This is a genomic window from Azotobacter salinestris (assembly GCF_009363155.1).
Lineage (GTDB): Bacteria > Pseudomonadota > Gammaproteobacteria > Pseudomonadales > Pseudomonadaceae > Azotobacter > Azotobacter salinestris.
On sequence record NZ_CP045302.1, the window covers coordinates 713189 to 738426 of the forward strand.

A 25238-nucleotide genomic window follows, 5' to 3' on the forward strand; every position below is an offset into this window, starting at 1 on the left:
GAGAACCAGGCAGGCCCGACTCGGCAGTGCAGCCGCAGCGGAACTGCCGGAGGTGGGGGAGCAGGGATCAGGAGAACAGCTCGGAGGCCTGGCTGGCTTCGGACAGCTCTTCGCTGGCCGCCAGTAGCCGCGGCGCCAGCTGGCGCATGCGCGCTTCGCCGAGACGCGCGCTGGGACCGGCGAGGCTGAGCACGCCAATGGGGTGATGATTGCGCGGGTGGCGGACCACGGCGGCCATGGCCGCGGTGCCGACCGCCGAGCTTTCCACCACCCAGGCGTAGCCGTGTTCGCGGGCCAGACGCAGGCGTTCGAGCAGTTCCGCCTCGGTGCGCGGCGCGTTGGGGCCCAGTTCGGCACAGTCGATTGGCTTCTGCTGCGCCACGCGGGCCAGCGCCTCCGCGTCGCTCATGCTGGCCAGCCAGGCATGCCCGGAGGCGGTGGAGGATAGCGGCGCGTCGCGGCCCATGTCCGGGTCGTAGCGCAGCCCGCTGCGGGCGCCCTGCGACTTGGCGATCCAGGTCAGGCGCTCGCCGTCGATCACCCCCAGGCGCACCAGTTCGCCGGTTTCCTCGGCCAGACGGTCGAGGATCGGCTGGACCAGGTCGGCGCCGCTGTTGGCCAGGTAGCGGAAGCCCAGCGCCACCAGCTTGGTGGACAGCTGGTAGCGGCTGGTCTGCGGGTCCTGGCGCACGTAGCCCAGGCGAATCAGGTCGGCGAGCATGCGGTGGGTGGCGCTCTTGGGGATGTGCAGCCGGTCGGCCAGGTTCTGCAGGGGGACTCCACCGGGATCGGCGGTCAAACTTTCCAGAAGACTCAGCGCGCGTTCGATTTGACTGCCAGCCATGTTCAGCATCCAGGCGGAAATGCCGCGATTCTAAAAGAGCCGGCTGGCCGACGGAAACCGCGTCTTGCTCCACGCACTGGCCTCAGGGCGCGGCACCGGAGTCATTGTCACCATGTTCGAACCAGTTAGTTTTTGTTCGATTATCGGACATCCTCGATTGATTGCCATCGGACTTGCCACCAGTATCTGCGCCAGACGCGACCGGCCCCGGCTGCTCGCGCCACATCACAAATATAAAAAGAAAGGAAAACCGCCCATGCACCATGCCCTGCTCCGCCTGCTCGTCCGCCCTGTTTCGGCCGTCGTCATGGGCTCCAGGCGACGCCCGCACGCCTGACCTCCGAACCGTCCCATCCTCCATCGATTCGCCATCCGGGCGTTCGTCCGTGAACCTCCGGCGGAGTGACACGTCATGCGAAAACATCCCGAAAAACTGCTGGCCGGCGAGCTCGGCTTCGCCTGGCTGCTACTGGCCCTGGCCGGCGGCGTGGCCATGCTGGCCTACCGGATCGCCGGCTTCAGCGGCATCAGCTCGCCGGGGGCCTTTCCCCTCGGCATCAGCGCGATCCTGCTGCTGTCGGCCGGCTGCATCCTCGCCCATGCCCTGCGCAAGCAGCCGTCCGGCGCCGACGGCTGGCTCGCCGCCGCACGGCAGTTCTGCCGGCAGCATTTTCCCCGGCGCATCCTGGTCTTCACCGCGCTGGCGGTGGCCTATCTGGCCAGCATCCAGTGGGCCAGCTTCTACGTCAGCACCTGCGCCTTCCTGCTGCTGTCGGTCCTCTACCTGCAGGGCGGCCGGCCGCTGGTCGCACTGCTCACCAGCGCCCTGGCGGTGGGTCTGATCTACCTGCTGTTCAGCCTCGCCTTCAGCGTCTACCTGCCCTGAGGAGATCCCCATGAGCGAAACTCTCTCCTACCTGCTGATGGCCTGGACCGATCCCAACCTGCTGCTGCTGACCGCGCTGGGCACCTTCGCCGGCATCTATATCGGCGCCATCCCCGGCCTGTCGGTGACCATGGCGGTGTCGATCCTGGTTTCCTTCACCTTCTCCTGGGAGGTCAACAGTGCCCTGGCGCTGATCGTCGGCATCTTCATCGGCGGGGTGTACGGCGGCTCGCGCAGCGCCATCCTGCTGAACATCCCCGGCGCGCCCTCCTCGGTGGCCACCGCCTTCGACGGCTACCCGCTGGCCAAGGTCGGCGAGGCCGGCCGCGCCATCGGCCTGAGCACGGTGATGTCGGTGATCGGCGGCCTGGCCGGGACCCTGGTGCTGGCCTGCGCCGCACCGGTGATCGGCGAGCTGGCGCTGCAGTTCGCGCCGCGCGACTACTTCCTGATCGCCGCCCTCGGCCTGCTGCTGGTCGGCAGCCTGGCCGAAGGCTCGCTGGCCAAGGGCGTGTTCGCCGCCGCGCTGGGCACGGTGATCGGCCTGGTCGGCATGGACCCGGTAACCGCCCAGGGCCGCTTCACCCTCGGCCAGCTCGAGCTGATGGGCGGCATCCACTACGTGGTGGTGATGATCGGCCTGTTCGGCGTCGCCGAAGCCTTCTACCAGCTGCACAGCCTGGACGTGGCGCCGGTGCGCCAGCAGGTCAGCAGGTCAGCAGGTCAGCAGGTCAGCAGGTCAGCAGGTCAGCAGGTCAGCAGGTCAGCAGGTCAGCAGGTCAGCAGGTCAGCAGGTCAGCAAGATAGTGCCGTCGCTGGCCATGGTGCTGAAGTGCCTGCCGCTGTCGCTGCGCACCGCGGTGATTGGCGTGCTGGTCGGCGCCCTTCCCGGCGTCGGCGGCGACATCGCCGCGCTGATGGCCTACGACCACGCCAAGCGTACGGTGAAGAACCCCAGCCGGCCGTTCGGCCAGGGCGCCTACGAAGGCCTGGTGGCGCCGGAAACCGCCAACAGCGCGGCGGTCGGCGGCGCCTACGTGCCGATGCTGACCCTTGGCATCCCGGGCGATGCGGTGATCGCGGTGATCATTGGCGCGCTGGTGATCCATGGCCTCAACCCCGGCCCGATGCTGATGGTGGAAAGCCCGCACATCTTCTGGTTCACCGTGGGCAACCTGGCGCTGGCCAACCTCTTCCTGCTGGTGTTCGGCCTGATGGGCATCAGGCTGTTCGCCAAGCTGGTCGAGCTGCCCAAGGCCATCCTGATCCCGCTGATCCTGGTGCTCTGCGTGGTCGGCACCTACTCGATCAACAGCAGCATGACCGAGGTGTACTGGATGCTCGGCTTCGGCCTGCTCGGCTACTTCCTCAAGGCCTTCGGCTTCCAGATGGGCCCGGTGATCCTCGGCGTGATCCTCGGCCCGATGATGGACAACGCCTGGCGCCAGGCCATGGCCTCGGTCGGCAACAGCCTGGTCGAGCTGCTCGGCGAGCTCGTCACCAACCCGGTGTCGCTGATCCTGACCCTGGGCATCGCCCTGGTCCTGCTCGGCAAGAGCCCCGCCCGGGGTTGGCTGAAAAGACGTCCCCCCCTGACCCACTGATGCAAGAACAACAACAAGCGGAGTACATCATGCTCAAGAAACTGCTCGTCGGACTGACCTTCGCCGCCGGCACCGCCGGCTTCGCGCTGGCCGCCCATGCCGCCGGCTATCCCGAGCGCCCCATCCAGGCGGTGATCCCCTGGGGCGCCGGCGGCGCCACCGACAACGTGATGCGCAGCCTGTCGCCCTACGCGGAGAAGGAGCTGGGCGGCAAGCTGATCCTCAGCAACCGCCCGGGCGGCACCGCGGTGATCGGCACCACCTATGTCCTCGGCCAGCAGCCCAACGGCTACACCCTGCTGCTCGGCGCGGAGAACCCGCAGCTGTATCCGGTACTCGGCCCTTTCAATTACCCATATCTGCGAGCGGTCCATATGAGCTTGTGACAAGAGGTCGCCCCATGATTCATTGGAGGCACCGAAACGCATAGCCGAGGTGTCCCATGGACCGCTCTGTTTTGGCTGACGCCTCCTGGGTTGAACAGGAACTCGCCGGCTCGACGTTCCGGGACGAACGCCTTGGCCGGCGGCTGCGCAAGCTGCTGCTGCAAATGGCGAATGCCGTGGGAGAACCCATCCCGCTGGCCTGCCAGGACTGGGCGAATACCAAGGCGGCCTACCGCTTCCTTTCCAACACGGCGGTAGACGAGGCGCGGATTCTGGCCGGGCACTTCCAGTCGACGCGTATTCGCGCTGCTGCCGTCGACGGTCCCCTGCTGGTCCTTCAGGATACGACCGAGTTTTCGTACAAGCGGGCGCACCCCGAGCAGATCGGCACGCTTACCACCATCCCCGGCCGGAAAACCGATGGCCGCAGGCCCATGCATACGCTCTGTGGCCTGCTGATGCATTCCAGCCTGGTCGTCACGCCGGAGGGGCTCCCCCTGGGACTGGCCGCAATCCGCTTCTGGACACGCTCGAAGTTCAGGGGAGTGACGGCTCTCAAGCGCCGGATCAATCCGACCCGCGTGCCGATCGAGCACAAGGAGAGCGTCCGCTGGCTGGAAAACCTGCGCGATGCCACCGCGCTGCTCGGCGATCCGGCACGGCTGGTCCATGTCGGGGACCGGGAAAACGATATCTATGAGTTCTTCTGTGCGGCACGCTCTGCCGGTACCCATTTCCTTGTCAGGACCTGTGTCGACCGCCTGGCCGGCAGCGGCAAACAGACGATTGCCGACCAGATGAGCGAGGTTGCCGTCCAGGGACTTCATGACGTCCTGGTCGAAGAGGGCAGGAAAACCACCCGAGCCATCGTCGAGCTGCGTTATCGTCGTATCCACGTGCTACCGCCGATCGGCAAGCAGAAACGTTATTCGGCCATCGACCTGACCGTGATCCAGGCGCGGGAGCGTGGGGAGCCGAGCGGCAGGCCGGCCATCGATTGGCAGCTCATCACCGACTTGCCGGTCACCTCGCCGCAGGAGGCGATCGAGAAGCTTGACTGGTATGCCCTGCGTTGGAAGATCGAGTCGTTCCACAAGATCCTGAAATCCGGCTGCCGTGCGGAGGAAGCCAGGCTCAGGACGGCCGAGCGTCTGGTCAATCTCATAGCCTTGTTCTGCATCATTGCCTGGCGTCTGTTCTGGATGGCCATGCTCAACCGCACCGAGCCTGAGGCCTCTCCCCGCATTGCCTTGACCCGGGACGAAATTGGCCTGCTTGACCGGATGATCGACGCCACCGGCCAGCCTCCTCCATCGAGGACACTTTCCGACTACTTGATTCACATTGCGAGGCTTGGCGGCTATCTCGCCCGTGCCTCGGATCCGCCACCCGGCAATGTCGTTCTCTGGCGAGGCTGGTGCCGTCTCATGGACATCAAGCTGGGAGCACTACTCGTCGCTTCCCGCTATGGGTAATTGAAAGTACTCGGCCTGGCCCAGTACGACTACGGCGCCCTCTACCCGATCAACCTGATCGGCCAGAACGTGGCGGTCATCGCCACCCATGCCGACAGCATGGCCGACCTGCTGGCCGCGGCCAAGGCCGCCCCCGGCACCCTGCGCATGGGCGGCGCCGGTGCCGGCGCCCTGCCGAGCACGGTGCACGCGATGATCAAGGCGGTCGGCGAACTCGACGTGCGCGAGGTGACCTTCGGTGGCGACGGTCCCGGCATCACCGCGCTGATGGGCAAGCACATCGACTTCATGCCGCTCAGCCTGGCTGCCGCCAAGGAGCTGATCCGCACCGGCAAGCTCAAGGCCCTGGCGGTGGTGAACGCCGAGGAAGTGCCGGAGCTGCCGGGCGTCGAGCCGATCAGCAAGGCGCTGCCGGCAATCGCCGAGTACCTGCCGTGGGGACCGTTCTGGGGTGTCTGGGTGCACAAGGATACGCCCGAGGACATCAAGCAGAAGCTGACCGCGGCCTATGCCAAGGCAGTGGCCACGCCCGAGTTCCAGGCCTTCCTCAAGAACTACGGCGCCAAGTCGCTGAATCTCTCCGGCGACGAGGCCACCCGGTATCTGCAGCGCTGGCAGTCGGTCACCGCCTGGTCGATGTACAAGGCCAAGGCGGTGGCGACCTCGCCGGACACGCTGGGCATCGCCAGACCGTAATCCCCTTCGGGCCCGGCACTTCGCCGGGCCTCTCGCCCGGGACTGAGGGCCCTGCTCGGCCCCCGGCCAAGGCTCAGCGCTTCTTCTTCGGCTTACCGGCGGGCTTCTTCTTTTTGCCCTGGGGCAGCGGCAGGGCCTGGGCGAAGGCCTGGCGCACGTTGTTCAGGCGTTTCTCGTGCAGGTCGTGGATGCGCTTGCTGCGCTCGCTGCTGAAGTCGATCAGGTTGTCGTCGGGACTCATGGCTGCGGATGCACCTGGCGGAAGGTCAGATTCAGGCGTGGCGCGCAGGGTTTGCGCGTCTTCGCCACCTGATGCTGCCAATGATGCTGCGTCGCGCCGGCCATGACCAGCACGGAACCGTGTTCGAGCAGCAGCGAATGCTCGATGCGCGTCTGTCCGATCCGGCGCAGGTCGAAGCGCCGGGCTCCGCCCAGGCTGAGCGAGACGATCAGCGGATTGCGCCCCAGCTCGGCCTCGTCGTCGCTGTGCCAGCCCATGGAGTCCCGGCCGTCGCGGTAATGGTTGAGCAGCACGCCGTTCAGCGGCTGGCCGGCGAGTTCCTCCAGGGCGACACGGATCTCCGCCAGAAGCGCTGTCCAGGGCAGCGGCGGGTGGGTCAGCCCGGAGTAGCGATAGGCGGCATCGCCATACCAGGCGACCTGGCGCGGTACCGGATACAGGCGTCCGTAGAGCCGCACCTGCGGCTGCTCCCAGGGGGTTTCCGCGAGCAGGGCGGCCAGCCAGCGGTCGGCGGTGGCACCGTCCACCCAGCCGGGCAGGTAGCGCAGTTCGGCATCGGGCAGGTCCGCGACTGAGGCTTCGAATAGCGGCATGGCGAGAGCGACGGATTGCAGGGCATTCATCCTACACCGGCGAGGACTACGCTTTCCCATAAATGCGCCGGCAGTCGACGTCGATCTACCCAGGGCATTCCGTTACCATAGCCGGCCTTTTTTACAGCGGAGACAGGCATGGTGCAGCAATATCAACCGGGGCAGCGCTGGATCAGCGACAGCGAGGCGGAACTCGGGCTCGGAACCATTCTCACCGCGGATGGCCGACTGCTCACCGTGCTCTATCCGGCCACCGGCGAAACCCGCCAGTACGCCCAGCGCAATGCGCCCCTGACCCGCGTGCGCTTCGCCCCGGGCGACGAGATCACCCACTTCGACGGCTGGAAGATGACCGTCCGCGAGGTCGAGGATCACGACGGCCTGCTCGTCTATCACGGTCTCGACGGGCAGAACCAGGGCTGCAGCCTGCCGGAAACCCAGCTGTCCAACTTCATCCAGTTCCGCCTGGCCAGCGACCGCCTGTTCGCCGGGCAGATCGACCCGCTGTCCTGGTTCGGCCTGCGCTACCACACCCTGGAGCACCGCAGCCGCCTGCTGCAGTCCTCGCTCTGGGGCCTGGCCGGCGCCCGCGCCCAGCCGATCGCCCATCAGTTGCATATCGCCCGCGAAGTCGCCGACCGCATCGCCCCGCGCGTGCTGTTGGCCGACGAGGTGGGCCTGGGCAAGACCATCGAGGCCGGCCTTGTCATCCATCGCCAGCTGCTCTCCGGCCGCGCCGGGCGGGTGCTGATCCTGGTTCCGGAGAACCTCCAGCACCAGTGGCTGGTGGAGATGCGCCGGCGTTTCAACCTGGACGTGGCGCTGTACGACGCCGAACGCTTCGCCGAGAGCGATGCCAGCAATCCCTTCGAGGACACCCAGCTGGCGCTGGTCTCCCTGGAGTGGCTGACCGCCGCCGAGCACGCCCAGGACGCCGCCTTCGCCGCCGGCTGGGATCTGCTGGTGGTGGACGAGGCCCACCACCTGGTCTGGCACCCCGAGCAGCCGAGCGCCGAATACGCGCTGGTCGAGCAGCTCGCCCAGGTCATCCCCGGCGTGCTGCTGCTCACCGCCACCCCCGAGCAGCTCGGCCAGGAGAGCCACTTCGCCCGCCTGCGCCTGCTCGACCCCGACCGCTTCCACGACCTCGAGGCCTTCCGCGCCGAGAGCGCCAACTACCGCCCGGTCGCCGAGGCGGTGCAGGAGCTGCTCGACGAAGGCCGTCTCTCCGAGCGGGCCCACGAGGTCATCCATGGCTTCCTCGGCGCCGAGGGCGAGGCGCTGCTCGCCGCGGTCAGCGACGGTGACATCCAGGCCAGCGCACGCCTGACCCGCGAGCTGCTCGACCGCCACGGCACCGGCCGGGTGCTGTTCCGCAACACCCGCGCCGCGGTGCAGGGCTTTCCCGAGCGCCAGTTGCACCCCTACCCGCTGCCGAGCCCGGCCGAGTACCTGGAGCTGCCGGTCGGCGAACACGCCGATCTGTATCCGGAGGTGAGCTACCAGGCCCAGCAGGAAGACGGCGTCGACGAGAACCGCTGGTGGCGCCTCGACCCGCGCGTCGAATGGCTGATCGACACCCTGAAGATGCTGAAGAAGGTCAAGGTGCTGGTGATCTGCGCCCACGCCGAGACCGCCCTCGACCTGGAGGACGCCCTGCGGGTGCGCTCCGGCATCCCGGCCACGGTGTTCCACGAGGGCATGAGCATCCTCGAGCGCGACCGCGCGGCAGCCTACTTCGCCGACGAGGAGTTCGGCGCCCAGGTGCTGATCTGCTCGGAAATCGGCAGCGAGGGCCGCAACTTCCAGTTCGCCCACCATCTGGTGATGTTCGACCTGCCGGCCCACCCGGACCTGCTCGAGCAGCGCATCGGCCGCCTTGATCGCATCGGCCAGAAGCACAGCATCCAGCTGCACGTGCCCTACCTGGAGAACAGCGCCCAGGAGCGGCTGTTCCAGTGGTACCACCAGGCGCTGAACGCCTTCCTCGCCACCTGCCCCACCGGCAACGCCCTGCACCACCAGTTCGGCCCGTGCCTGCTGCCGCTACTGGAGGACGGCGAAGACGATGCGTGGCAGGACCTGCTGGATGCGGCTTGCGCCGAACGCGAACGTCTGGAAAGCGAGCTGCATGCCGGCCGCGACCGCCTGCTGGAACTCAACTCCCGCGGCGGCGGCGAGGGCGATGCACTGGTCGAGGCCATCGAGGAACAGGACGACCAGTACGCCCTGCCGATCTACATGGAAGAGCTGTTCAACGCCTTCGGCATCGACAGCGAGGACCATTCGGAGAACGCGCTGATCCTGCGCCCCAGCGAGAAGATGCTCGACGCCAGCTTCCCGCTGGGCAGCGACGAGGCGGTGACCGTCAGCTACGACCGCAACCAGGCGCTGGCCCGCGAGGACATGCAGTTCCTCACCTGGGAACACCCCATGGTGCAAGGCGGCATGGACCTGGTGCTGTCCGGCTCGATGGGCAACACCGCGGTGGCGCTGATCAAGAACAAGGCGCTCAAGCCTGGCACCGTGCTGCTCGAACTGCTCTACGTCAGCGAGGTGGTGGCGCCGCGCGCCCTGCAGCTCGGCCGCTTCCTGCCGCCGCTGGCACTGCGCTGCCTGCTCGATCCCAACGGCAACGACCTGGCGCCGAAGGTCGCCTTCGATACCCTCAACGACCAGCTGGAAAGCGTGCCGCGCGGCAGCGCCAACAAGTTCGTGCAGGCCCAGCGCGACGTGCTGGCCAGGCAGATCAACGCCGCCGAGTCCAAGGTCGCGCCGCGCCATGCCGAGCGCGTCGCCGAGGCGCGGCAGCGGCTCACGGCCAGCCTCGACGAGGAGCTGGCGCGTCTGACCGCGCTCCGGGCGGTCAACCCGAGCGTGCGCGACAGCGAACTGGAAGCCCTGCGCCGGCAGCGCGAGGAGGGTCTGGCCATGCTCGACAAGGCGGCCCTGCGCCTGGAGGCGATCCGCGTGATGGTGGCCGGCTGAGGCCGTGCCCACCACCTGCATGGTCATGCTGGATGGCCACCCCGTGGAGAGCGCTGTGCGGTTTTCCACCCATTCAGCTTGCGTAGGGCGGTGAAACCCGCCCTACGTCTTCACGAGAAAGCGCTCATCCCTCCAGTTGCCGCAACAGGACGAGGAAAGCCTCCTCGTCGAGCACCTTGACCCCCAGCTCGCCGGCCTTGGCCAGTTTCGAGCCGGCGCCGGGACCGGCGACCACACAGGTGGTCTTCGCCGAAACCGAGCCGGCCACCTTGGCGCCGAGACTTTCCAGCCTCGCCTTGCCCTGCTCGCGGCTCATGGACTCCAGGGTGCCGGTCAGCACCCAGGTCTGTCCGGCCAGGGGCAGGCCCTCGCCGCAGCGGCGCTCGCTCTCCCAGTGCATGCCGAATTCGCGCAGCTGCGCCTCGATGGCGCGGGCGCGCTCGACGTTGGCGGGGACGGCGAAGAACTCGCGCAGCGCCTGCCGGGCCCTCTCCGTCACCCCCCTGGTCGTGCTCAGGGTCAGCCAGTCCTGACTGAGGGCGATCACCGCCTCCAGGCTGCCCGCCGCCTCGGCGAGTTTCTTCGCGCCGGTGGCGGCGATTCCCGCAATGCCCAGCTTGTCGAGCAGTTCGCCCAGGCTGGCGCAGGCGGCGAACTCCGCATGCAACTCACCCTCCTCCTGCAGCTCGATGCCACGCGCCAGCAGTTGCTCGATCACCGTGCGGTTGTGCTCGTCCTCGAAGAAGCTGTGGATCTCGTGGGCGACCTCCAGGCCGACGTCCGGCAGCCAGGTGAGCACCTCGGGCAGGGCCTTTTCGATGCGCGAAAGCGATCCGAGGGTGCGGGCCAGCAGCTTGGCGGTCTCCTCGCCGACGTCGGGAATACCCAGCGCATAGATGAAGCGCGCCAGGCTCGGTCTGCGGCTGGCGGCGATGGCCTCCAGCAGGTTGTTGCTGGAAACCTCGGCGAAGCCGTCCAGCACCACCAGTTGCTCGAAGGTCAGGGTGTAGAGATCGGCCGGCGACTTCACCAACCCGGTGTCCACCAGTTGCTCGGCGATCCGCTCGCCGAGACCGTCGATGTCCATGGCACGTCGCGAGACGAAGTGGACGATCGCCTGCTTGAGCTGGGCCTGGCAGGCCAGGCGGCCGACGCAGCGGTAGATCGCCCCCTCGCAGAGCGAGGCCTTGCCCTTGCCGCGCCGCACCAGTTGGGTGCGCTCCACCGCCGAGCCGCACACCGGGCAGTGCTGCGGCACCTCGACCGGGCGGGCATCGGCCGGGCGGCGCTCGCTCACCACCTGCATGATCTGCGGAATCACGTCGCCGGCACGGCGGACGATCACCGTATCGCCGATCATCACGCCGAGACGCGCCACCTCGTCCATGTTGTGCAGGGTGGCGTTGGACACCGTGACGCCGGCCACCTGCACCGGCCTCAGACGCGCCACCGGGGTGATGGCGCCGGTACGGCCGACCTGGAACTCGACGCCAAGCAGTTCGGTGAGTTCTTCCTGGGCCGGGAACTTGTAGGCGATGGCCCAATGCGGGGTACGAGCCCGGAAGCCCAGCTCGCGCTGCCAGTCCAGGCGATTGACCTTGAACACCACGCCGTCGATGTCGTAGGCCAGGCTCTGGCGGCGCTCGCCGATGGCGCGGTAGTAGTCCAGGCAACCCTGCACGCTTTCCGCCGGCATCAGCTCGCGACTGACCGGCAGGCCCCATCTCCTCAGGGTTTCGAGGACCGCGACATGGGTTTCCGGCAGGCCGGCCCCCTCGAAGCGGCCGATCCCGTAGCTGCAGAACTCCAGCGGCCGGCTGGCGGTGATCTTCGGGTCGAGCTGGCGCAAGCTGCCGGCGGCGGCGTTGCGCGGGTTGGCGAAGGTCTTGCCGCCGGTCTCGATGGCGCGGGCGTTGAGCGCCTCGAAGCCGGCGCGCGGCATGTAGATCTCGCCGCGCACCTCCAGCACGGCCGGCCAGCCCTGGCCGTGCAGCCTGAGCGGAATGTTGCGCACGGTGCGCACGTTGGCGGTGATGTCCTCGCCGGTGCTGCCGTCGCCGCGGGTGGCACCGCGCACCAGCTGACCGTTCTCGTAGAGCAGGCTCACGGCCAGGCCGTCCAGCTTGGGTTCGCAGCTGTACTCCACCACCTCGATGCCGCGGTCCAGGCCCTTGCGCACGCTGCGGTCGAAGTCGAGCAGATCCGCGTCGGCGAAGGCGTTGCCCAGGCTGAGCATGGGCAGCTCATGGCGCACCTGGCCGAAGGCCGCCAGCGCTTCGCCACCAACGCGCTGGGTCGGCGACTCCGGCGTGACCAGTTCGGGATGCTCCGCCTCGAGGGCCCTGAGCTCGTTGAACAGGCGGTCGTACTCGGCATCCGGCACGCTCGGCGCATCGAGCACGTAATAGCGGTAGTTGTGTTCGTCGATCTCGCTGCGCAGCCGGGCGATGCGTTCGGCGGCGGTCTGGGCGTCGGTCATGGCGATGGTTTCCGGAAAACGAAAAGAGCAGCCGTAGCTGCTCGAAGGGGTGCGCCGAGGCGTCGCCGAGGGCGGCCGGGGACCTTCACCGCCAGGGCGGAAGGTCCCCGGAATCGGCGAACGTCAGGAATCAGCGCTTGTGGGTCAGCTGGCGGCGCTCGAAATCGACGATCCGCTGGCGATAGTGCTCGATGGTCTGGGCGGTCATCACGCTGCGCTGGTCGTCCTTCAGCTCGCCGTTCAACTCCTGGGCCAGCTTGCGGGCGGCGGCCACCATGAGCTCGAAGGCCTGCTTCGGATGGCGCGGACCGGGCAGGACCAGGAAGAAGCTGACCGCCCGGGTGGAGAAGTGGTCGATGTCGTCCAGGTCGAAGGTGCCGGGCTTGAGCGCGTTGGCCATGGAGAACAACACTTCGCCGTTGCCGGCCAGGCTCTCGTGGCGATGGAAGATGTCCTTGTCGCCGAAGCGCAAGCCGCTCTCGAGGATGCTCTGCAGCAGCGCAGGCCCCTTGAACCCCGCCTCATCCCGCGACACCACGATGATGACCAGATACTCCTCGGCCGGTGGCGCTTCCCGTGGCTCGCTGCGCTCGGGCTGCTCGGCCCTGCGCGGTTCGCTCTTCGGCTCCGGCTTGCGCGGCCTGGGCGCGGGTTCGGCCGCCGGGCGGGCCGGCTCGTCGAGTTCCAGCCCGAGATCGTCCGCCTCCAGCTCCTCGTCGAGGCGCCGCCGGCTCAGCCTGCGGGCGCTCAGCGAGGGCAGACTCTCCTCGTCCGGCTCGTAGGCGCTCCCCTGCGGAAAATCGACCGACCGCGAGGATCCCAGCAGCTCGCTGTTCTTTTCGCTGGTCGCTTCGGGCGCCTCGGCAATGTTGCGCTCGAGCTTGAACTTGAGCTTGCCCTTGCTGCCCCGCATGCGCCGCCATCCGTCGAACAGGATGCCGCCGATGACGACGATGCCGATGACGATCAGCCACTCACGCAGACCGATTTCCATGAAATCCACAACCCCTGAACTGATTTGACAAAAAGGATTTCCTATCCGCTACAAAAAAGAGCGTCCCGCCCTTCCACAAACGTGGCAACTGCATGTTCCGACAGTGTTTTCCACGCGTACTGAAAATTGCCCCTTAAGCTAGCACGACCCATCCGCGGATTGTACCGCCGGGTGGCCCATTCCGGTGAGCGGGAGTATCCCACCCCGTCTGCCTCAGGCGCCCGCCAGCGCCACCGCCTCCTCCACATCCACCGCTACCAGGCGCGAACAACCGGGCTCGTGCATGGTCACGCCCATCAATTGGTCGGCCATCTCCATGGCGATCTTGTTGTGGGTGATGTAGATGAACTGCACCTTTTCCGACATCTCCTTGACCAGCCTGGCATAGCGCCCGACGTTGGCATCGTCCAGCGGCGCGTCCACCTCGTCGAGCATGCAAAACGGCGCCGGATTGAGCTGGAAGATGGCGAACACCAAGGCCAGCGCGGTCAGCGCCTTCTCGCCGCCGGAAAGCAGATGGATGGTGCTGTTCTTCTTGCCCGGCGGGCGCGCCATGATGGCTACCCCGGTATCGAGTAGATCCTCGCCGGTAAGTTCCAGATAGGCATGTCCCCCGCCGAAAACTTTCGGGAACAGGGCCTGCAGGCCGGCGTTGATCTGATCGAAGGTGTCCTTGAAGCGATTGCGGGTTTCCCGGTCGATCTTGCGGATGACATTTTCCAGGGTTTCCAGGGCCTCCACCAGATCGGCGTTCTGCGCATCCAGATACTGCTTGCGCTCGGACTGCTGGCGGTATTCGTCAATGGCCGCCAGGTTGATCGCGCCGAGACGCTGGATGCGCAGGGCAACGCGCTCGAGTTCTGCCTCCCAATCGGCTTCGCGGGCCTCGGCGGGGAGCGTGCCGAGCACTTCGTGCAGGGCCTGGCCATCTTCCTGCAACTGATCCTGCAGGGCCTTGCGGCGCACGCTGAGAGCCTGCCAGTCGAGGCGCTGCTGCTCCAGCTGGCCGCGCAGCAGCTGGGCCTGCTGCTCGGCTTGACTGCGGCGCTTCTCCACCTCGCGCAGCCCGCGCTCGGCATCCTCCAGGGCCAGCCCGGCCTGACGCAGCTCCTCCTCGACGGCCAGGCGCCGCTCGAGCAGTTCCTCGAGCTTCATGCGCAGCTCCTCCAGCGGCGCGGCACCCTCCTCCAGATCCAGGCTGAGCTGCTCGCGGCGCTCCCGGGTGCGCTCGAACTGCCGCTCGAGACGCTCCAGGGACTGGCGGGTGGAGTCGTGGCGGGCCTGCAGCGAGCCGAGCCGCACGGCCAACTGATGGGCCCGCTCCTTGTGCGACCTGGCCTCCTGGCGCAGACGCTCGAGGCCCTCGCGCAGGGCATCGCGGCCGGCCAGCAGCTGCTCGCGGCGCTCGTTGTCGACGGCCATGGCGTCCAGTGCGTCCTGCAGCTGCAGGCGGCACTCGCCCAGGCGCTCGATCTCCAGGGCTCGCTGCTCGTCCAATTCGGCGATTTCCTCGTCGAAGCGGCGACGGCGCAGCAGCAACTGCTCGGCCCGCGCCTGGAGTGCCGAGAGCCTGGCCTTCAGCTCGCCCTGCTGGCGAGCCGCCTCCTGCTGGCGCCGGCGCAGCCCCTCGCGGCTCTCCTCCTGCAGGCGGCGCGCCTCGTCCAGGGCGAACAGACGCTCTTCGAGTTCGGCCAGACGCGCCTCGAGTTCGTCGCGCCCGGCCTGCAAACGCTCCAGCTCCTGGGCGCGGGCGAGCAGGCCGGACTCGGCGTCGCTGGCCCGGCGCACGCGCAGGAAATACCGGCCGACCCAGTAGCCGTCACGACTGATCAGGCTTTCACCCTCGTTCAGCACAGGCCGCCGCTCCAGGGCCTCGGCGAGGCTCTCGACCGCCAGGACCCGCCCCAGCCAGGGTGCCAGGTCGACATCGCCCTCGACCTTGTCGAGCAGGCTGCCGGCCAGCCGCATGGCGCCCGGTGCCGGACCGAGCAGGCGCAGCTCGCCCTGGACGAAGGCGTCCAGCGCAAGCCCGGCGAAATCCTCCAGGAGCGGCGCCTGCAGGTCGGCGCCGAGCACGGTTTCCACCGCCAATTCCCAGCCGGGCGCCACCCTGAGCCCCTCGGCCAGTCGCGGACGGTCCGCCAGGTGCTGCTCGCGCAGCCATTCGGCGACCCCCTGACCGGGGTCCAGCGCCGCCTGTTGCAACGCCTCCAGCGAGGCGATCCGCCCGCTCAGGCGCTGCAGTTCGCCCTGCGCCTGCTGCTGTTCCTGGGTCGCCTGCTGCAGCTCGCCGCGCAGCCGCTCCAGGGTTTCGCCTAGGGCCGCCTCGGCGGCGCCCAGCTCCTCCTGGCTCAGCTCGCCGAGGGCCAACTGCTCGGCCAGCTCGGCGATGCCGTCCTCCTGCGGATCGTCCGCCAGCCGGGCACGCTCCTCGTCGAGACGGCGCTCGCGCTCCAGCAGTCGCTCGAGGCTCTGCTCCAGCTGCTGGATATGCGCCTGCTGCACCTCGGCACTGCGCCGCGCCTCCGAGGAGTGCTGGTTGAAGCCGTCCCACTGCTCCTGCCAGGCGTGCATGGCGGACTCCGCCTCCTCGAGACGAGCGGCACTCTCCTCGGCAGCGGCCGCGGCGATTTCCCGCTCGGGCTCGAGCAGGGCCAGCTCCTCGTCGAGTTCGGCCAGCAGGCGGCGGTCCTGGTCGAGATGGGCGGCGGTTTCCTGGCGGTTCTTTTCGGCCTCCTGCAGGTCGTTCTGCAACTGGCGCAGACGCTGCTGGCCGTGCTGGATGCTCTGCTCGACCCGGCCGATGTCGGCACCCAGCGAATAGAAGCGGCCCTGCACCTGATGGAAACGCTCGGCGAGCTCGTGATGCTCGTCGCGCAGGCGCTCGATGTCGGCATCGGCATTGCGCTGCTCGGCGATCAGCGCCTCGAGGGCGACCTCCTGATCACCGATGATCTGCTCGCGCTGGCCGACCTGCTCGTTCAGCGCCCGCCAGCGCAGGGCGGCGAGCTGGGCCTTGAGGCGGCGCTCCTCGGCCTTGCATTCCTGATACTTCTCGGCGGCCTGGGCCTGGCGCTGCAGGCGTTCGAGCTGGCGCTCCAGCTCTTCGCGCAGGTCGGTCAGGCGCGCCAGGTTCTCCTGGGTGCGGCGGATGCGGCTCTCGGTTTCGCGGCGGCGCTCCTTGTATTTGGAGATGCCGGCAGCTTCCTCGATGAAGTTGCGCAGGTCTTCGGGACGGGCCTCGATCAGCCGGGAAATCATGCCCTGCTCGATGATCGAGTAGCTGCGCGGCCCCAGGCCGGTGCCGAGGAAGATGTCGGTGATGTCGCGGCGCCGGCATTTCACCCCGTTGAGGAAGTAGACGCTCTGCCCGTCGCGGGTCACCCGGCGACGAATGGCGATTTCCGAATAGCCGGCGTACTCGCCGGTGAGGGTGCCGTCGGAGTTGTCGAAGATCAGCTCGATGGAGGCCTGGGTCACCGGCTTGCGGCTGTTCGAGCCGTTGAAGATGACGTCGGTCATCGACTCGCCGCGAAGGTTCTTCGCCGAGCTTTCGCCCATCACCCAGCGAACGGCGTCGATAATATTGGACTTGCCGCATCCATTGGGCCCCACCACCGCCGCCATGTTGCTCGGAAAGCTCACCGTGGTGGGATCGACGAAGGACTTGAAACCGGCCAGCTTGATGCTCTTAAGGCGCATGGCGGGTCTCGGGCAGACCGTGATCGGTGGAAGGCATCGTGGAGAAAGGGCTGTCGGGAGCCGGAGAGGTCATGATGGGGCTTGAAGTTCGTCGACCGCGTGCAGGGCGCGAAGTCTAGCACAGGGCCTCGCCCGGACACCCTGGCGGCTGTGCAGCTGTCACGAAAAGCTCCGGTCTGGTGCAGGAGAAAGCGGCATGCACCCGTTTGGCTCAGCCGCCGGTCATGCTCATGAAGCGCACCACCTGGACCTGGGCGTCCGCCTCGAAGTGATGGCGTTCGGGCTTGAGCTGCAGGGCGTCGACCAGCGCCTGGCGCAGCCGCTGCGAGTCGCCGGGATGGGTGCGCATCAGGGTCTTCAGGTCGAGTGCGCCCTCATGACCGAGACACAGCACCAGCTTGCCCTCGGCGGTGACCCGTACGCGGTTGCAGGCGCTGCAGAAATTGTGACTGTGCGGCGAAATGAAACCGACCTGGGTCCGGCTGCCGACCACCTGCCAGTAGCGCGAGGGACCGCCGCTGACGTGACTGCTGCGCACCAGATCGAAGCGCTCCTCGATGCGCCGGCGCACCTCGTCGCTGGAGCAGAGGGTCTCGCTGCGCCTGTGGCTGGAGATGCCACCGAGCGGCATCTCCTCGATGAAGCTGATGTCCAGTCCACGAGCCACGGCGAACTCGACCAGATCGAGCACCTCGTCGTCGTTGCGGCCCTTCTGCACCACGCTGTTCAGCTTGATCCGCGCGAAACCCGCGGCGCGCGCCGCCTCGATGCCGGCCAGGACCTGGTCGAGCTTGTCGCGCCGGGTGAAGGCGGCGAAACGCTCCGGACGCAGCGAGTCGAGGCTGATGTTGAGACGCCGGACCCCGGTCGCGCGCAGGTCGCCGGCCATGAACGGCAACTGCGAGCCGTTGGTGGTCATGGCCAGGTCCTCCAGCTCCGTGCGCGCGCCCAGACGCTCCAGCAGGCCGAGCAGGCCCTTGCGCACCAGCGGCTCGCCACCGGTGATGCGGATGCGCTTGACGCCGAGGCCGATGAAGGCGTCCGCCACGTCGTAGAGTTCTTCCAGGCTGAGGATCTGCTCGCGCGGCGCGAACACCATGTTCTCGCTCATGCAATAGGTGCAGCGGAAATCGCAGCGATCGGTCACCGACAGACGCAGATAGGTGATGCGGCGCCCGAAGGGATCGATCAGTTCGGCATTGGACATGGCGTATTTCACTCCCCCAGCCTGCATTGCACCACTCCGTGGGACCAGACTGGATCGCTCGCTTCCACGAGCCGATTATGATTGCGGGCCTGGAATGTCAGTTTCGGCGACCCTTTGCACAATGAAAGCAGGATGTGCGCCAACCGGCCAGCCCACTGGCCAGGCACACGATCGGGGGATACATGGACAAGAAAAGCTGGCGCGAGCGCCTCTACATCATCGTCTTCTTCAGCGATACGCCGGCCGGCCGGCATTTCGACATCGCACTGCTGGTGGCCATCTTCGCCAGCCTGGTGGTGGTGATGTTCGACAGCCTGCAGAGCTACGACCACTACAGCGGTCTGTTCTACGCCATCGAATGGGGCCTCACGGCGCTCTTCACCGCCGAGTATCTGCTGCGCATCTACATCCATCCGCAGCCATCGCGCTATGTCTTCAGCTTCTACGGGGCCATCGACCTGCTGGCCGTACTGCCGGCCTTCCTTGCCCTGCTGTTCCCCCCGGCCCAGTACCTGCTCGTCATCCGTATCGTTCGCATGCTGCGGGTGTTCCGCGTATTGAAGCTGCTGCCCTACCTGGGCCAGGCGAATTTCCTGCTCATCGCGCTGCGCGGCAGTCGGCAGAAGATCATCGTCTTCCTGTCCAGCATGAGCACGCTGGTCATCATCTTCGGCACCCTGCTGTACGTGATCGAAGGGCCGGAGCATGGCTTCAGCAGCATTCCTGCGAGCATTTATTGGGCCGTGGTCACCGTGACCACGGTCGGCTATGGCGACATGTCGCCGAAGACCCCGCTGGGCCAGGGCCTGGCGACCCTGGTGATGATCACCGGCTACTCGGTGATCGCCGTGCCCACCGGCATCTTCACCGCCGAGCTGGCCAGCGCGATGCAGCCGGAGCGCCTGCACCAGAATTGCCCGATCTGCAAGAAGAGCGTCCACGAGCCGGATGCCACCTATTGCAGTCGTTGCGGCAATGCCTTGTTTCCCCACCATGCGGAACCCGCCCCGGGAACCAGCGAGGAAGAACTGCACGGCTGACGCCGGCGACTCAGCGTGGCGAATGGCGGCTGCGCAGCCCCGGCGGCACGCTCGGCCCCTCGACCGTCTCCCAGGGGCCGTTCGGCCGTCCAGAGCTGTACCAGCCGTCGTTCCAGCGGTAGTACAGGCGCTCCCGGTAGTACAGCGGCCGGCCTTTCACCACGTAGACCCCCAGGCTGTTGTCCCAGTAGGCATCGACATCCGGCGGCGGCGCATAGCGCGGATGGTTGCCGCTGCGGTTCTGCTGCGGGCTGGCAGACTTGGGCGGCAGGGACTTGATCGTCTGGCTCGGCTGCTTCGGCACCTGCGCCGGCGGTCGCTGCACGGGAGGCCGCTGGCTCGGTGCCGGGCGCTCCCTGGGCGGCTGCTCGTAATCATGGTGGGCACAGGCCGCCAGCAGCAGTGTCAGGCCCAGCACGCCGAACGGGCGCAGACGGCGCAGCAGCCCGGCGGGCCTGGCCGGGGACGGCGACGGGAATAGGTGGACCTTCATGGCTCCCCTCCAGGGTTGCGCCCTCAGGGCGCGTCGGCTCGATCGATGGTCAGGGCGTACTCGCCCGACGCCTTGGCGCTCACCGCGTCGAGCTGGCCGATCCAGTCGCCCGCAATGGGATTGCCGGCCCGCGACACCCGGGCAACCAGCTGCACCTCGGCGAAGTTCGACAACCTGAGCTGCGGCGTCATCGCATCGGCATCGCTCAGCGCGACCTGCGCCGGCAGATCGGCCACCCGCAGGCGCTCGACCGCCAGCGGCATCGGCGGACCGGAAACGGCGCGGGCGAAGACGAATACGCTGTCGTCCGGCTGCACCTTGCCGGCCAGCTCCGGCGCCAGGGCGACGCTGACCTTCAACTCGACCTGGCTGGCCGTCGCTGGCGCGCCTTCCGGCGTGCCGGCCTGCTCGCGCGCCCGGGCGATGCCGCCGATGATGGCCGCCCGCGACGGATCGCTCTCGGGCAGGATCTCCACCAGACGCTCCCAGTAACCGGCGGCATCGGCAAAGCGGCGCTCCTCGAAGGCGGCGATGCCGAGCAGGCCGAGGCTGGTGACCTCGGCCGGATCGCCGGCCAGGGCCTCGTCGGTCAGCGCCTGCATCTGCGGAGTCCAGCGCTTGCCCTCGGCGAAATACAGCGCCTGGGCCCACTGGCCGAGGATCTCCGGCGGCCGCTGGGCCAGCCGGGCAGCCTGCTCGAACGCCCGCGCGGCATCGACCGGACGCTCCTGGGCCATGTAGGTGCGCCCCAGGAAATACCAGCCCTCGGCGGAGTCTGGCTGGACCTTGACGGCCTGCTCCAGGCGCGCGGTCATCTCCTCGAGGCTCTTCGGCTGTTCGGCGAACTGGCGGGCCAGCTCGAGCTTGTCGCTGGCGCCCCAGTGCAGGTAGAGCCCATAGCCGAGCAGCGGTACCAGCAACGCCATCGCCATCGGCACGGCCTTGCCCAGCGAGGCACGGCGCGGCGCATCGCCAGCGGCGGTATCGGCCAGCAGCTCGCGGGCCGCCTCGGCACGGCCGGCCTCCAGCTGCCCGGCGCTCAGGGTGCCGGCCGCGCGCTGCGCCTCCAGCTCGGCCAGACGCTCCTCATAGAGCGCCACATTGAGCGCGGTACGATCCTCCTCGGCCTGGGCGCGATAGCCGCGCACCACGGGGAGCAGCAGAAAGGCCAGGGCCAGCAGCAGCAGCAGGCCGGCGGCGATCCAGAAATCGATCATGGGTCTTTTTTGTCCAGCAGGGTGGCGAGGCGCTCGCGCTCGGCCGGGGAAAGGGAGGTCGATGCAGGGCCGGTGGCTCTGCGCCGGCGTCGGACGAGGATCACCGCCAGTACGCCGAAACCGACCGCCAGAAGGCCCGCCGGGCCGTACCAGAGCAGCAGCGTCCGCCCGTCGAGCGGCGGCTTGTAGCGGACGAAGTCGCCATAGCGGGCCACCAGGTAGTCGACGATCTGCTCATCGCTCTGCCCTTCGCCGAGCATGCGGTAGATCTCGCGGCGCAGGTCCATGGCGATGGGTGCGTCGGAGTCGGCGATGTTCTGGTTCTGGCACTTCGGGCAGCGCAGCTCCTCGATCAGGCTGCGGTAGCGCTCGCGCTCGGCGTCGCTCTTGAATTCGTAGGTGTCGATGGCGGCATGCGCCGTCGCGCTCAGCACGAGGCCCAGCAGCGCGGCGCGGATCAGGGCGTTCATTCGTCCAGCAACTCCTGGTAGCGCGCGGCCAGCTGCTCGCGCCAGACCCGCTCGTCGATCACCCCAACGAACTTGTGGCGGATGATGCCGTGCCTGTCGACGAGGAAGGTTTCCGGTGCGCCGTAGACGCCGAGGTCGAGGCCCAGGCTGCCCTGCTCGTCGCGGATGTTGAGCTGGTAGGGGTTGTGGAACTCCTTCAGCCATTTCAGCGCGCTGGCGTTGTCGTCCTTGTAGTTGACGCCGACGATGTTCACGCCGCGCCGGGCCAGTTCGTTGAGCACCGGGTGCTCGACCTTGCACGACACGCACCAGGTCGCCCAGACGTTGACCAGCGACGGCTTGCCCTTGAGGTCTTCGACCGTGAGCGTGCGCCCCGGCTCTTCCACGGCCGGCAGGGAGAACGGCGGGAAAGGCTTGCCGATCAGCGCCGAGGGCAGCTCGGCGGGATCGAGGAACAGACCACGGTAGAGGAAGGCCGCGACGCCCAGGAAGAGCGCCAGCGGCAGCAGGAGTATCGCTCGTTTCACCTTCAGGCTCCTTGTCCAGCAAGGCCCAGGGCCTCGCGCACGCGGGTCTTGACCTTGACCCGATAACGCCGGTCGCAGGCCGCCAGCACTGCGCCGAAGGCCATCATCAGGCCCCCCAGCCAGATCCAGCGGACGAACGGCTTGATGTGCAGGCGGACCGCCCAGGCGCCGTTTTCCAGCGGCTCGCCCAGGGCGACGTAGAGGTCGCGGGTGAAGCCGGCGTCGATGCCGGCCTCGGTCATCGGCATCCGCTGCACGGTGTAGAGGCGCTTCTCCGGCTGCAGCACGGCCACCTCGCGGTCCCCCTCGAAGACGCGGACGCTGGCCCGGTCGGCGACGAAATTGGGACCCTCATGGTGTCGGGTGCCCTCGAAGACGAAGCGGTAGCCGCCCAGCTCCACGGCATCGCCCGGCGCCATGCGCAGGTCGCGCTCGGCGCTTTCCTGGCTGGTCAGGACGATGCCCAGGGCGCAGACGGCGATCCCCACATGGGACAGCTGCATGCCCCAGTAGCTCGGCGAAAGGCTGCGCAGCCCCTTGAACAGGCCCTTGTGACGGGTCTTGTCGAGCAGGTCGCGCGCCCCGGCAAGAACTACCCAAGCCGCCAGAAAGGCGGTCGCCAGCACCGCCCAGGCGAAATCGCCGAGGGCGAAGCCGGCGAGCAGGGCCAACGCCGTGCTGGCCAGCAGCACCGGCGCGAGCATGCCGATCAGCCAGCTCAGCGGGGTGTCCCTCCAGCGCACCAGAACGCCGATGGCCAGGCTCAGCATCAGGAGGCCCATCAGCGGCAGGAACAGCGCATTGAAGTACGGCGGGCCGACCGACAGCTTGGCGCCGGACAGCGCATCCAGCAGCAGCGGATAGAGGGTGCCGAGCAGGATGGTCGAGGTCGCCACCACCAGCAGCAGGTTGTTCACCAAAAGCAGGGTCTCCCGCGACCAGAGGGCGAAGCCCACCTGGCTCTTGACCACCGGTGCGCGGAGGGCGAACAGGGTCAGCGAGCTGCCGACCACCAGCAGCAGGAAGCCGAGGATGAACACGCCGCGCTCCGGGTCGTTGGCGAAGGCATGCACCGAGGTCAGCACGCCCGAGCGCACCAGGAAGGTGCCGAGCAGACTCAGGGAAAAGGCGGCGATGGCCAGCAGCACCGTCCAGCTCTTGAATACCCCCCGCTTCTCGGTCACCGCCAGCGAGTGCAGCAGCGCGGTGCCCACCAGCCAGGGCATGAAGGAGGCGTTCTCCACCGGGTCCCAGAACCACCAGCCGCCCCAGCCCAGCTCGTAGTAGGCCCACCAGGAGCCGAGCACGATGCCGACGCCGAGGAAGGCCCAGGCGACCAGCGTCCAGGGCCGCGACCAGCGTGCCCAGGCGGCGTCCAGACGGCCGCCGAGCAGCGCGGCGATGGCGAAGGCGAAGGCCACCGAGAAGCCGACGTAGCCCATGTAGAGCATCGGCGGATGGACGATCAGGCCGAAGTCCTGGAGCAGCGGGTTGAGGTCGCGACCGTCGACCGGCGCCTGCGGCAGCAGGCGCGAGAAGGGGTTGGAGGTGACGATCAGGAACAGCAGGAAGCCGACGCTGATCAGCCCCATCACCCCCAGCACGCGGGCCAGCATCTCCTCCGGCAGCTGCCGGGAAAAGATCGACACGGCGAAGGTCCAGGCGGACAGGATCAGCGCCCAGAGCAGCAACGATCCTTCGTGGGCGCCCCACACGGCGCTGAGCTTGTAGTACCAGGGCAAGGCGCTGTTGGAGTTGCCGGCCACGTAGGCGACCGAGAAATCGTCGACCAGGAAGGCCTGGGACAGACAGGCAAAGGCGAATAGCAGGAAGGCGAACTGACCCCAGGCGGCCGGCACGGCCAGGCTCATCCACAGGCGGTCGCCGCGCCAGGCGCCGATCAGCGGCAAAGTACCCTGCACCAGCGCCAGGCACAGGGCGAGGATCATCCCCAGATGGCCGAGCTCGGGAATCATTGCGTGCCTCCCGGCTTGCCGCCCTCGTAGTGCTTGAGCATGCCGCTCTTCTCCAGCGCCTGGCTGACCTCCGGCGGCATGTAGTTCTCGTCGTGCTTGGCCAGCACCTCGTCGGCCTGCAGCGTGCCGTCGGCATCCACCCGACCCAGCGCGACGATGCCCTGCCCCTCGCGGAACAGGTCCGGCAGGATGCCCTGGTAGCGGATGGTCACCGTCTCGGCGCCGTCGGTGACCCGGAAGGACACCGCCAGCGAGTCCGCCTCGCGCTGCACCGAGCCCTGCTCCACCAGGCCACCGGCACGGATCCTGGCGCCTTGCGGCGCCTCGCCGGCGGCGATCTGGCTGGGGGTGTAGAACAGGTTGATGTTCTGCTGCAGGGCGGACAGGGCCAGCGCCACGGCGATGCCCATGCCGGCGAGGATCGCCAGCACGATGAACAGTCGCTTCTTGCGCACAGGATTCACTTCGATTCCTCCCGGCGCAGGCGACGCGCCTCTTCTTGCAGGTAGCGCCGGCGCGCCAGCAGCGGTCCGGCGACATTGATGACCAGCACCACCAGGCTGATGCCATAGGCCGACCATACATAGAGACCATGGTTGCCCATGGCGACGAATTCGGCGAACGAGGAAAAACTCATGGCGCCCCCACGAGAGCCTTGATCTCGGATTTGGCCCAGCTGCTGCGCGCCTCGCGCCTGAGCACCTCGAGGCGCATGCGCATCAGCAGCACGGCGGCGAAGAAGCAGTAGATGCCGAGCACCATGACCAGCATCGGCAGCCACATTTCCATGGGCATCGCCGGCTTCTCGGTCAGGGTGAAGGTGGCCGGCTGGTGAAGGGAGTTCCACCACTCGACCGAGTACTTGATGATCGGGATGTTGACCACCCCGACGACCGCCAGCACTGCGCAGGCCTTGGCCGCGCTGTCGCGGTTGGCGATCGCCTGGCCGAGGGCGATGATGCCGAAATAGAGGAACAGCAGGATCAGCATCGAGGTCAGCCGGGCATCCCAGACCCACCAGGTGCCCCAGGTCGGCTTGCCCCAGATGGCGCCGGTGACCAGCGCGATGAAGGTCATCCAGGCGCCGATGGGGGCGGCGCACTGCAGGGCGATGTCGGCCAGCTTCATGCGCCAGACCAGCCCGACCACCCCGGCCACCGCCAGCAGCACGTAGCAGGACTGGGCGAGGAAGGCCACCGGCACATGGATGTAGATGATGCGGAAGCTGTTGCCCTGCTGGTAGTCCGGCGGCGCGAAGGCCAGCCCCCAGACCAGGCCGACACCGAGCAGCAGCGCGGCGGCCACAGCGAACCAGGGCAGCCAGCGGCCGCTGATTTCATAGAACCACTTTGGCGAACCCAGCTTGTGAAACCACGTCCAATTCATCGAGACCACTCACATTGTCACCAGGCCGGTTGCG

22 protein-coding genes and 1 pseudogene are annotated in these 25238 nt (G+C 67.7%); 8 read left to right on the top strand and 15 right to left on the bottom strand.

Going from position 1 to position 25238, the window contains the following annotated elements; all coding sequences use genetic code 11:
• Positions 1-67: 67 nt before the first annotated feature.
• The gene (locus GCU53_RS03260) at positions 68-844 is read right to left on the bottom strand and encodes an IclR family transcriptional regulator (protein ID WP_152386352.1); all 777 of its coding nucleotides are present in this window, start codon (positions 842-844) and stop codon (positions 68-70) included.
• Between the two features lie 412 nt (positions 845-1256).
• Here GCU53_RS03260 and GCU53_RS03265 point away from each other — a divergent pair, with 412 nt between their 5' ends.
• The 6 genes and pseudogenes from GCU53_RS03265 to GCU53_RS03285 all read left to right on the top strand — a co-directional run bounded on the left by GCU53_RS03265 (position 1257) and on the right by GCU53_RS03285 (position 5891).
• Positions 1257-1730, top strand: a complete 474-nt coding sequence (locus GCU53_RS03265) for a tripartite tricarboxylate transporter TctB family protein (RefSeq protein ID WP_152386353.1) — start codon at positions 1257-1259, stop codon at positions 1728-1730.
• Positions 1731-1767: 37 nt separating this feature from the next.
• A pseudogene (locus GCU53_RS26460) lies at positions 1768-2364 on the top strand (tripartite tricarboxylate transporter permease); the annotation flags it as partial.
• Positions 2365-2536: 172 nt separating this feature from the next.
• Complete coding sequence (locus tag GCU53_RS26465; protein ID WP_280115865.1) at positions 2537-3334, top strand: tripartite tricarboxylate transporter permease; 798 nt, start codon at positions 2537-2539, stop codon at positions 3332-3334.
• 29 nt (positions 3335-3363) lie between these two features.
• Positions 3364-3720, top strand: coding sequence for a type 2 periplasmic-binding domain-containing protein (locus GCU53_RS03275; protein ID WP_152386354.1), 357 nt, complete (start codon positions 3364-3366; stop codon positions 3718-3720).
• 56 nt (positions 3721-3776) lie between these two features.
• Entirely contained in the window at positions 3777-5195 is a 1419-nt protein-coding gene (locus GCU53_RS03280; protein ID WP_152386355.1) for an IS4 family transposase, read from the top strand.
• Positions 5196-5891 carry a tripartite tricarboxylate transporter substrate-binding protein gene (locus tag GCU53_RS03285; protein ID WP_152386356.1) on the top strand — a complete coding sequence of 232 codons (696 nt, stop codon included), beginning with the start codon at positions 5196-5198 and terminating at the stop codon, positions 5889-5891. It abuts the gene before it with no gap.
• A 73-nt stretch (positions 5892-5964) separates the two neighbouring features.
• Here GCU53_RS03285 and GCU53_RS25395 read toward each other — a convergent pair whose 3' ends face one another.
• Together GCU53_RS25395 and GCU53_RS03290 are read right to left on the bottom strand one after the other, a co-directional pair.
• Positions 5965-6132: a hypothetical protein gene (locus GCU53_RS25395; RefSeq protein WP_167520024.1), complete on the bottom strand. Its 168-nt coding sequence runs from the start codon at positions 6130-6132 to the stop codon at positions 5965-5967.
• On the bottom strand, positions 6129-6725 hold the full coding sequence (locus GCU53_RS03290; RefSeq protein ID WP_152389770.1) for an alpha-ketoglutarate-dependent dioxygenase AlkB family protein: 597 nt from the start codon (positions 6723-6725) through the stop codon (positions 6129-6131). Before GCU53_RS03290 ends, GCU53_RS25395 begins: the two co-directional genes overlap by 4 nt.
• Before the next feature lie 138 nt (positions 6726-6863).
• On the opposite strand from GCU53_RS03290, the gene rapA reads away from it, so the two are divergent.
• On the top strand, positions 6864-9713 hold the full coding sequence (rapA, locus tag GCU53_RS03295) for an RNA polymerase-associated protein RapA (RefSeq protein ID WP_152386357.1): 2850 nt from the start codon (positions 6864-6866) through the stop codon (positions 9711-9713).
• Between the two features lie 124 nt (positions 9714-9837).
• On the opposite strand, the gene ligA is transcribed toward rapA, so the two are convergent.
• The 4 genes from ligA to moaA form a co-directional block, all read right to left on the bottom strand.
• Entirely contained in the window at positions 9838-12192 is a 2355-nt protein-coding gene (gene ligA / locus GCU53_RS03300) for an NAD-dependent DNA ligase LigA (protein WP_152386358.1), read from the bottom strand.
• Between the two features lie 130 nt (positions 12193-12322).
• The gene (zipA, locus tag GCU53_RS03305) at positions 12323-13186 is read right to left on the bottom strand and encodes a cell division protein ZipA (protein ID WP_152386359.1); all 864 of its coding nucleotides are present in this window, start codon (positions 13184-13186) and stop codon (positions 12323-12325) included.
• Between the two features lie 213 nt (positions 13187-13399).
• On the bottom strand, positions 13400-16888 hold the full coding sequence (gene smc / locus GCU53_RS03315; RefSeq protein ID WP_152386360.1) for a chromosome segregation protein SMC: 3489 nt from the start codon (positions 16886-16888) through the stop codon (positions 13400-13402).
• 211 nt (positions 16889-17099) lie between these two features.
• Positions 17100-18095, bottom strand: coding sequence for a GTP 3',8-cyclase MoaA (gene moaA / locus GCU53_RS03320; RefSeq protein ID WP_152386361.1), 996 nt, complete (start codon positions 18093-18095; stop codon positions 17100-17102).
• A gap of 182 nt (positions 18096-18277) precedes the next feature.
• On the opposite strand from moaA, the gene GCU53_RS03325 reads away from it, so the two are divergent.
• On the top strand, positions 18278-19135 hold the full coding sequence (locus tag GCU53_RS03325; protein ID WP_152386362.1) for an ion transporter: 858 nt from the start codon (positions 18278-18280) through the stop codon (positions 19133-19135).
• A 10-nt stretch (positions 19136-19145) separates the two neighbouring features.
• Here GCU53_RS03325 and GCU53_RS03330 read toward each other — a convergent pair whose 3' ends face one another.
• From GCU53_RS03330 to GCU53_RS03365, 8 genes are read right to left on the bottom strand one after another with little or no spacing between them, the layout of a single operon-like run.
• Entirely contained in the window at positions 19146-19628 is a 483-nt protein-coding gene (locus GCU53_RS03330) for a hypothetical protein (protein WP_152386363.1), read from the bottom strand.
• Between the two features lie 23 nt (positions 19629-19651).
• Positions 19652-20845 (bottom strand): c-type cytochrome biogenesis protein CcmI, encoded by a 1194-nt coding sequence (gene ccmI / locus GCU53_RS03335; protein WP_152386364.1) that lies wholly within the window; start codon positions 20843-20845, stop codon positions 19652-19654.
• Positions 20842-21315 carry a cytochrome c-type biogenesis protein gene (locus GCU53_RS03340; RefSeq protein ID WP_152386365.1) on the bottom strand — a complete coding sequence of 158 codons (474 nt, stop codon included), beginning with the start codon at positions 21313-21315 and terminating at the stop codon, positions 20842-20844. The genes ccmI and GCU53_RS03340 overlap by 4 nt, the downstream gene beginning before the upstream one ends.
• Entirely contained in the window at positions 21312-21842 is a 531-nt protein-coding gene (locus tag GCU53_RS03345) for a DsbE family thiol:disulfide interchange protein (protein WP_152386366.1), read from the bottom strand. Before GCU53_RS03345 ends, GCU53_RS03340 begins: the two co-directional genes overlap by 4 nt.
• 2 nt (positions 21843-21844) lie before the next feature.
• Entirely contained in the window at positions 21845-23818 is a 1974-nt protein-coding gene (locus GCU53_RS03350; protein ID WP_152386367.1) for a heme lyase CcmF/NrfE family subunit, read from the bottom strand.
• A complete protein-coding gene (gene ccmE / locus GCU53_RS03355; RefSeq protein ID WP_152386368.1) occupies positions 23815-24282 on the bottom strand; it encodes a cytochrome c maturation protein CcmE in 468 nt (155 codons plus the stop codon). Before ccmE ends, GCU53_RS03350 begins: the two co-directional genes overlap by 4 nt.
• Positions 24279-24455 carry a heme exporter protein CcmD gene (gene ccmD, locus GCU53_RS03360; RefSeq protein ID WP_152386369.1) on the bottom strand — a complete coding sequence of 59 codons (177 nt, stop codon included), beginning with the start codon at positions 24453-24455 and terminating at the stop codon, positions 24279-24281. Before ccmD ends, ccmE begins: the two co-directional genes overlap by 4 nt.
• Positions 24452-25204 carry a heme ABC transporter permease gene (locus GCU53_RS03365; RefSeq protein WP_152386370.1) on the bottom strand — a complete coding sequence of 251 codons (753 nt, stop codon included), beginning with the start codon at positions 25202-25204 and terminating at the stop codon, positions 24452-24454. Before GCU53_RS03365 ends, ccmD begins: the two co-directional genes overlap by 4 nt.
• Positions 25205-25238 lie beyond the last annotated feature (34 nt).

What these genes read in the sequence shown, in the direction of transcription:
- GCU53_RS03260 (WP_152386352.1), bottom strand. Translation starts at nt 844, where the DNA reads ATGGCTGGCAGTCAAATCGAACGCGCGCTGAGTCTTCTGGAAAGTTTG.
- GCU53_RS03265 (WP_152386353.1), top strand. Translation starts at nt 1,257, where the DNA reads ATGCGAAAACATCCCGAAAAACTGCTGGCCGGCGAGCTCGGCTTCGCC.
- GCU53_RS03275 (WP_152386354.1), top strand. Translation starts at nt 3,364, where the DNA reads ATGCTCAAGAAACTGCTCGTCGGACTGACCTTCGCCGCCGGCACCGCC.
- GCU53_RS03280 (WP_152386355.1), top strand. Translation starts at nt 3,777, where the DNA reads ATGGACCGCTCTGTTTTGGCTGACGCCTCCTGGGTTGAACAGGAACTC.
- GCU53_RS25395 (WP_167520024.1), bottom strand. Translation starts at nt 6,132, where the DNA reads ATGAGTCCCGACGACAACCTGATCGACTTCAGCAGCGAGCGCAGCAAG.
- GCU53_RS03290 (WP_152389770.1), bottom strand. Translation starts at nt 6,725, where the DNA reads ATGCCGCTATTCGAAGCCTCAGTCGCGGACCTGCCCGATGCCGAACTG.
- rapA (WP_152386357.1), top strand. Translation starts at nt 6,864, where the DNA reads ATGGTGCAGCAATATCAACCGGGGCAGCGCTGGATCAGCGACAGCGAG.
- ligA (WP_152386358.1), bottom strand. Translation starts at nt 12,192, where the DNA reads ATGACCGACGCCCAGACCGCCGCCGAACGCATCGCCCGGCTGCGCAGC.
- zipA (WP_152386359.1), bottom strand. Translation starts at nt 13,186, where the DNA reads ATGGAAATCGGTCTGCGTGAGTGGCTGATCGTCATCGGCATCGTCGTC.
- smc (WP_152386360.1), bottom strand. Translation starts at nt 16,888, where the DNA reads ATGCGCCTTAAGAGCATCAAGCTGGCCGGTTTCAAGTCCTTCGTCGAT.
- moaA (WP_152386361.1), bottom strand. Translation starts at nt 18,095, where the DNA reads ATGTCCAATGCCGAACTGATCGATCCCTTCGGGCGCCGCATCACCTAT.
- GCU53_RS03325 (WP_152386362.1), top strand. Translation starts at nt 18,278, where the DNA reads ATGGACAAGAAAAGCTGGCGCGAGCGCCTCTACATCATCGTCTTCTTC.
- GCU53_RS03330 (WP_152386363.1), bottom strand. Translation starts at nt 19,628, where the DNA reads ATGAAGGTCCACCTATTCCCGTCGCCGTCCCCGGCCAGGCCCGCCGGG.
- ccmI (WP_152386364.1), bottom strand. Translation starts at nt 20,845, where the DNA reads ATGATCGATTTCTGGATCGCCGCCGGCCTGCTGCTGCTGCTGGCCCTG.
- GCU53_RS03340 (WP_152386365.1), bottom strand. Translation starts at nt 21,315, where the DNA reads ATGAACGCCCTGATCCGCGCCGCGCTGCTGGGCCTCGTGCTGAGCGCG.
- GCU53_RS03350 (WP_152386367.1), bottom strand. Translation starts at nt 23,818, where the DNA reads ATGATTCCCGAGCTCGGCCATCTGGGGATGATCCTCGCCCTGTGCCTG.
- ccmD (WP_152386369.1), bottom strand. Translation starts at nt 24,455, where the DNA reads ATGAGTTTTTCCTCGTTCGCCGAATTCGTCGCCATGGGCAACCATGGT.
- GCU53_RS03365 (WP_152386370.1), bottom strand. Translation starts at nt 25,204, where the DNA reads ATGAATTGGACGTGGTTTCACAAGCTGGGTTCGCCAAAGTGGTTCTAT.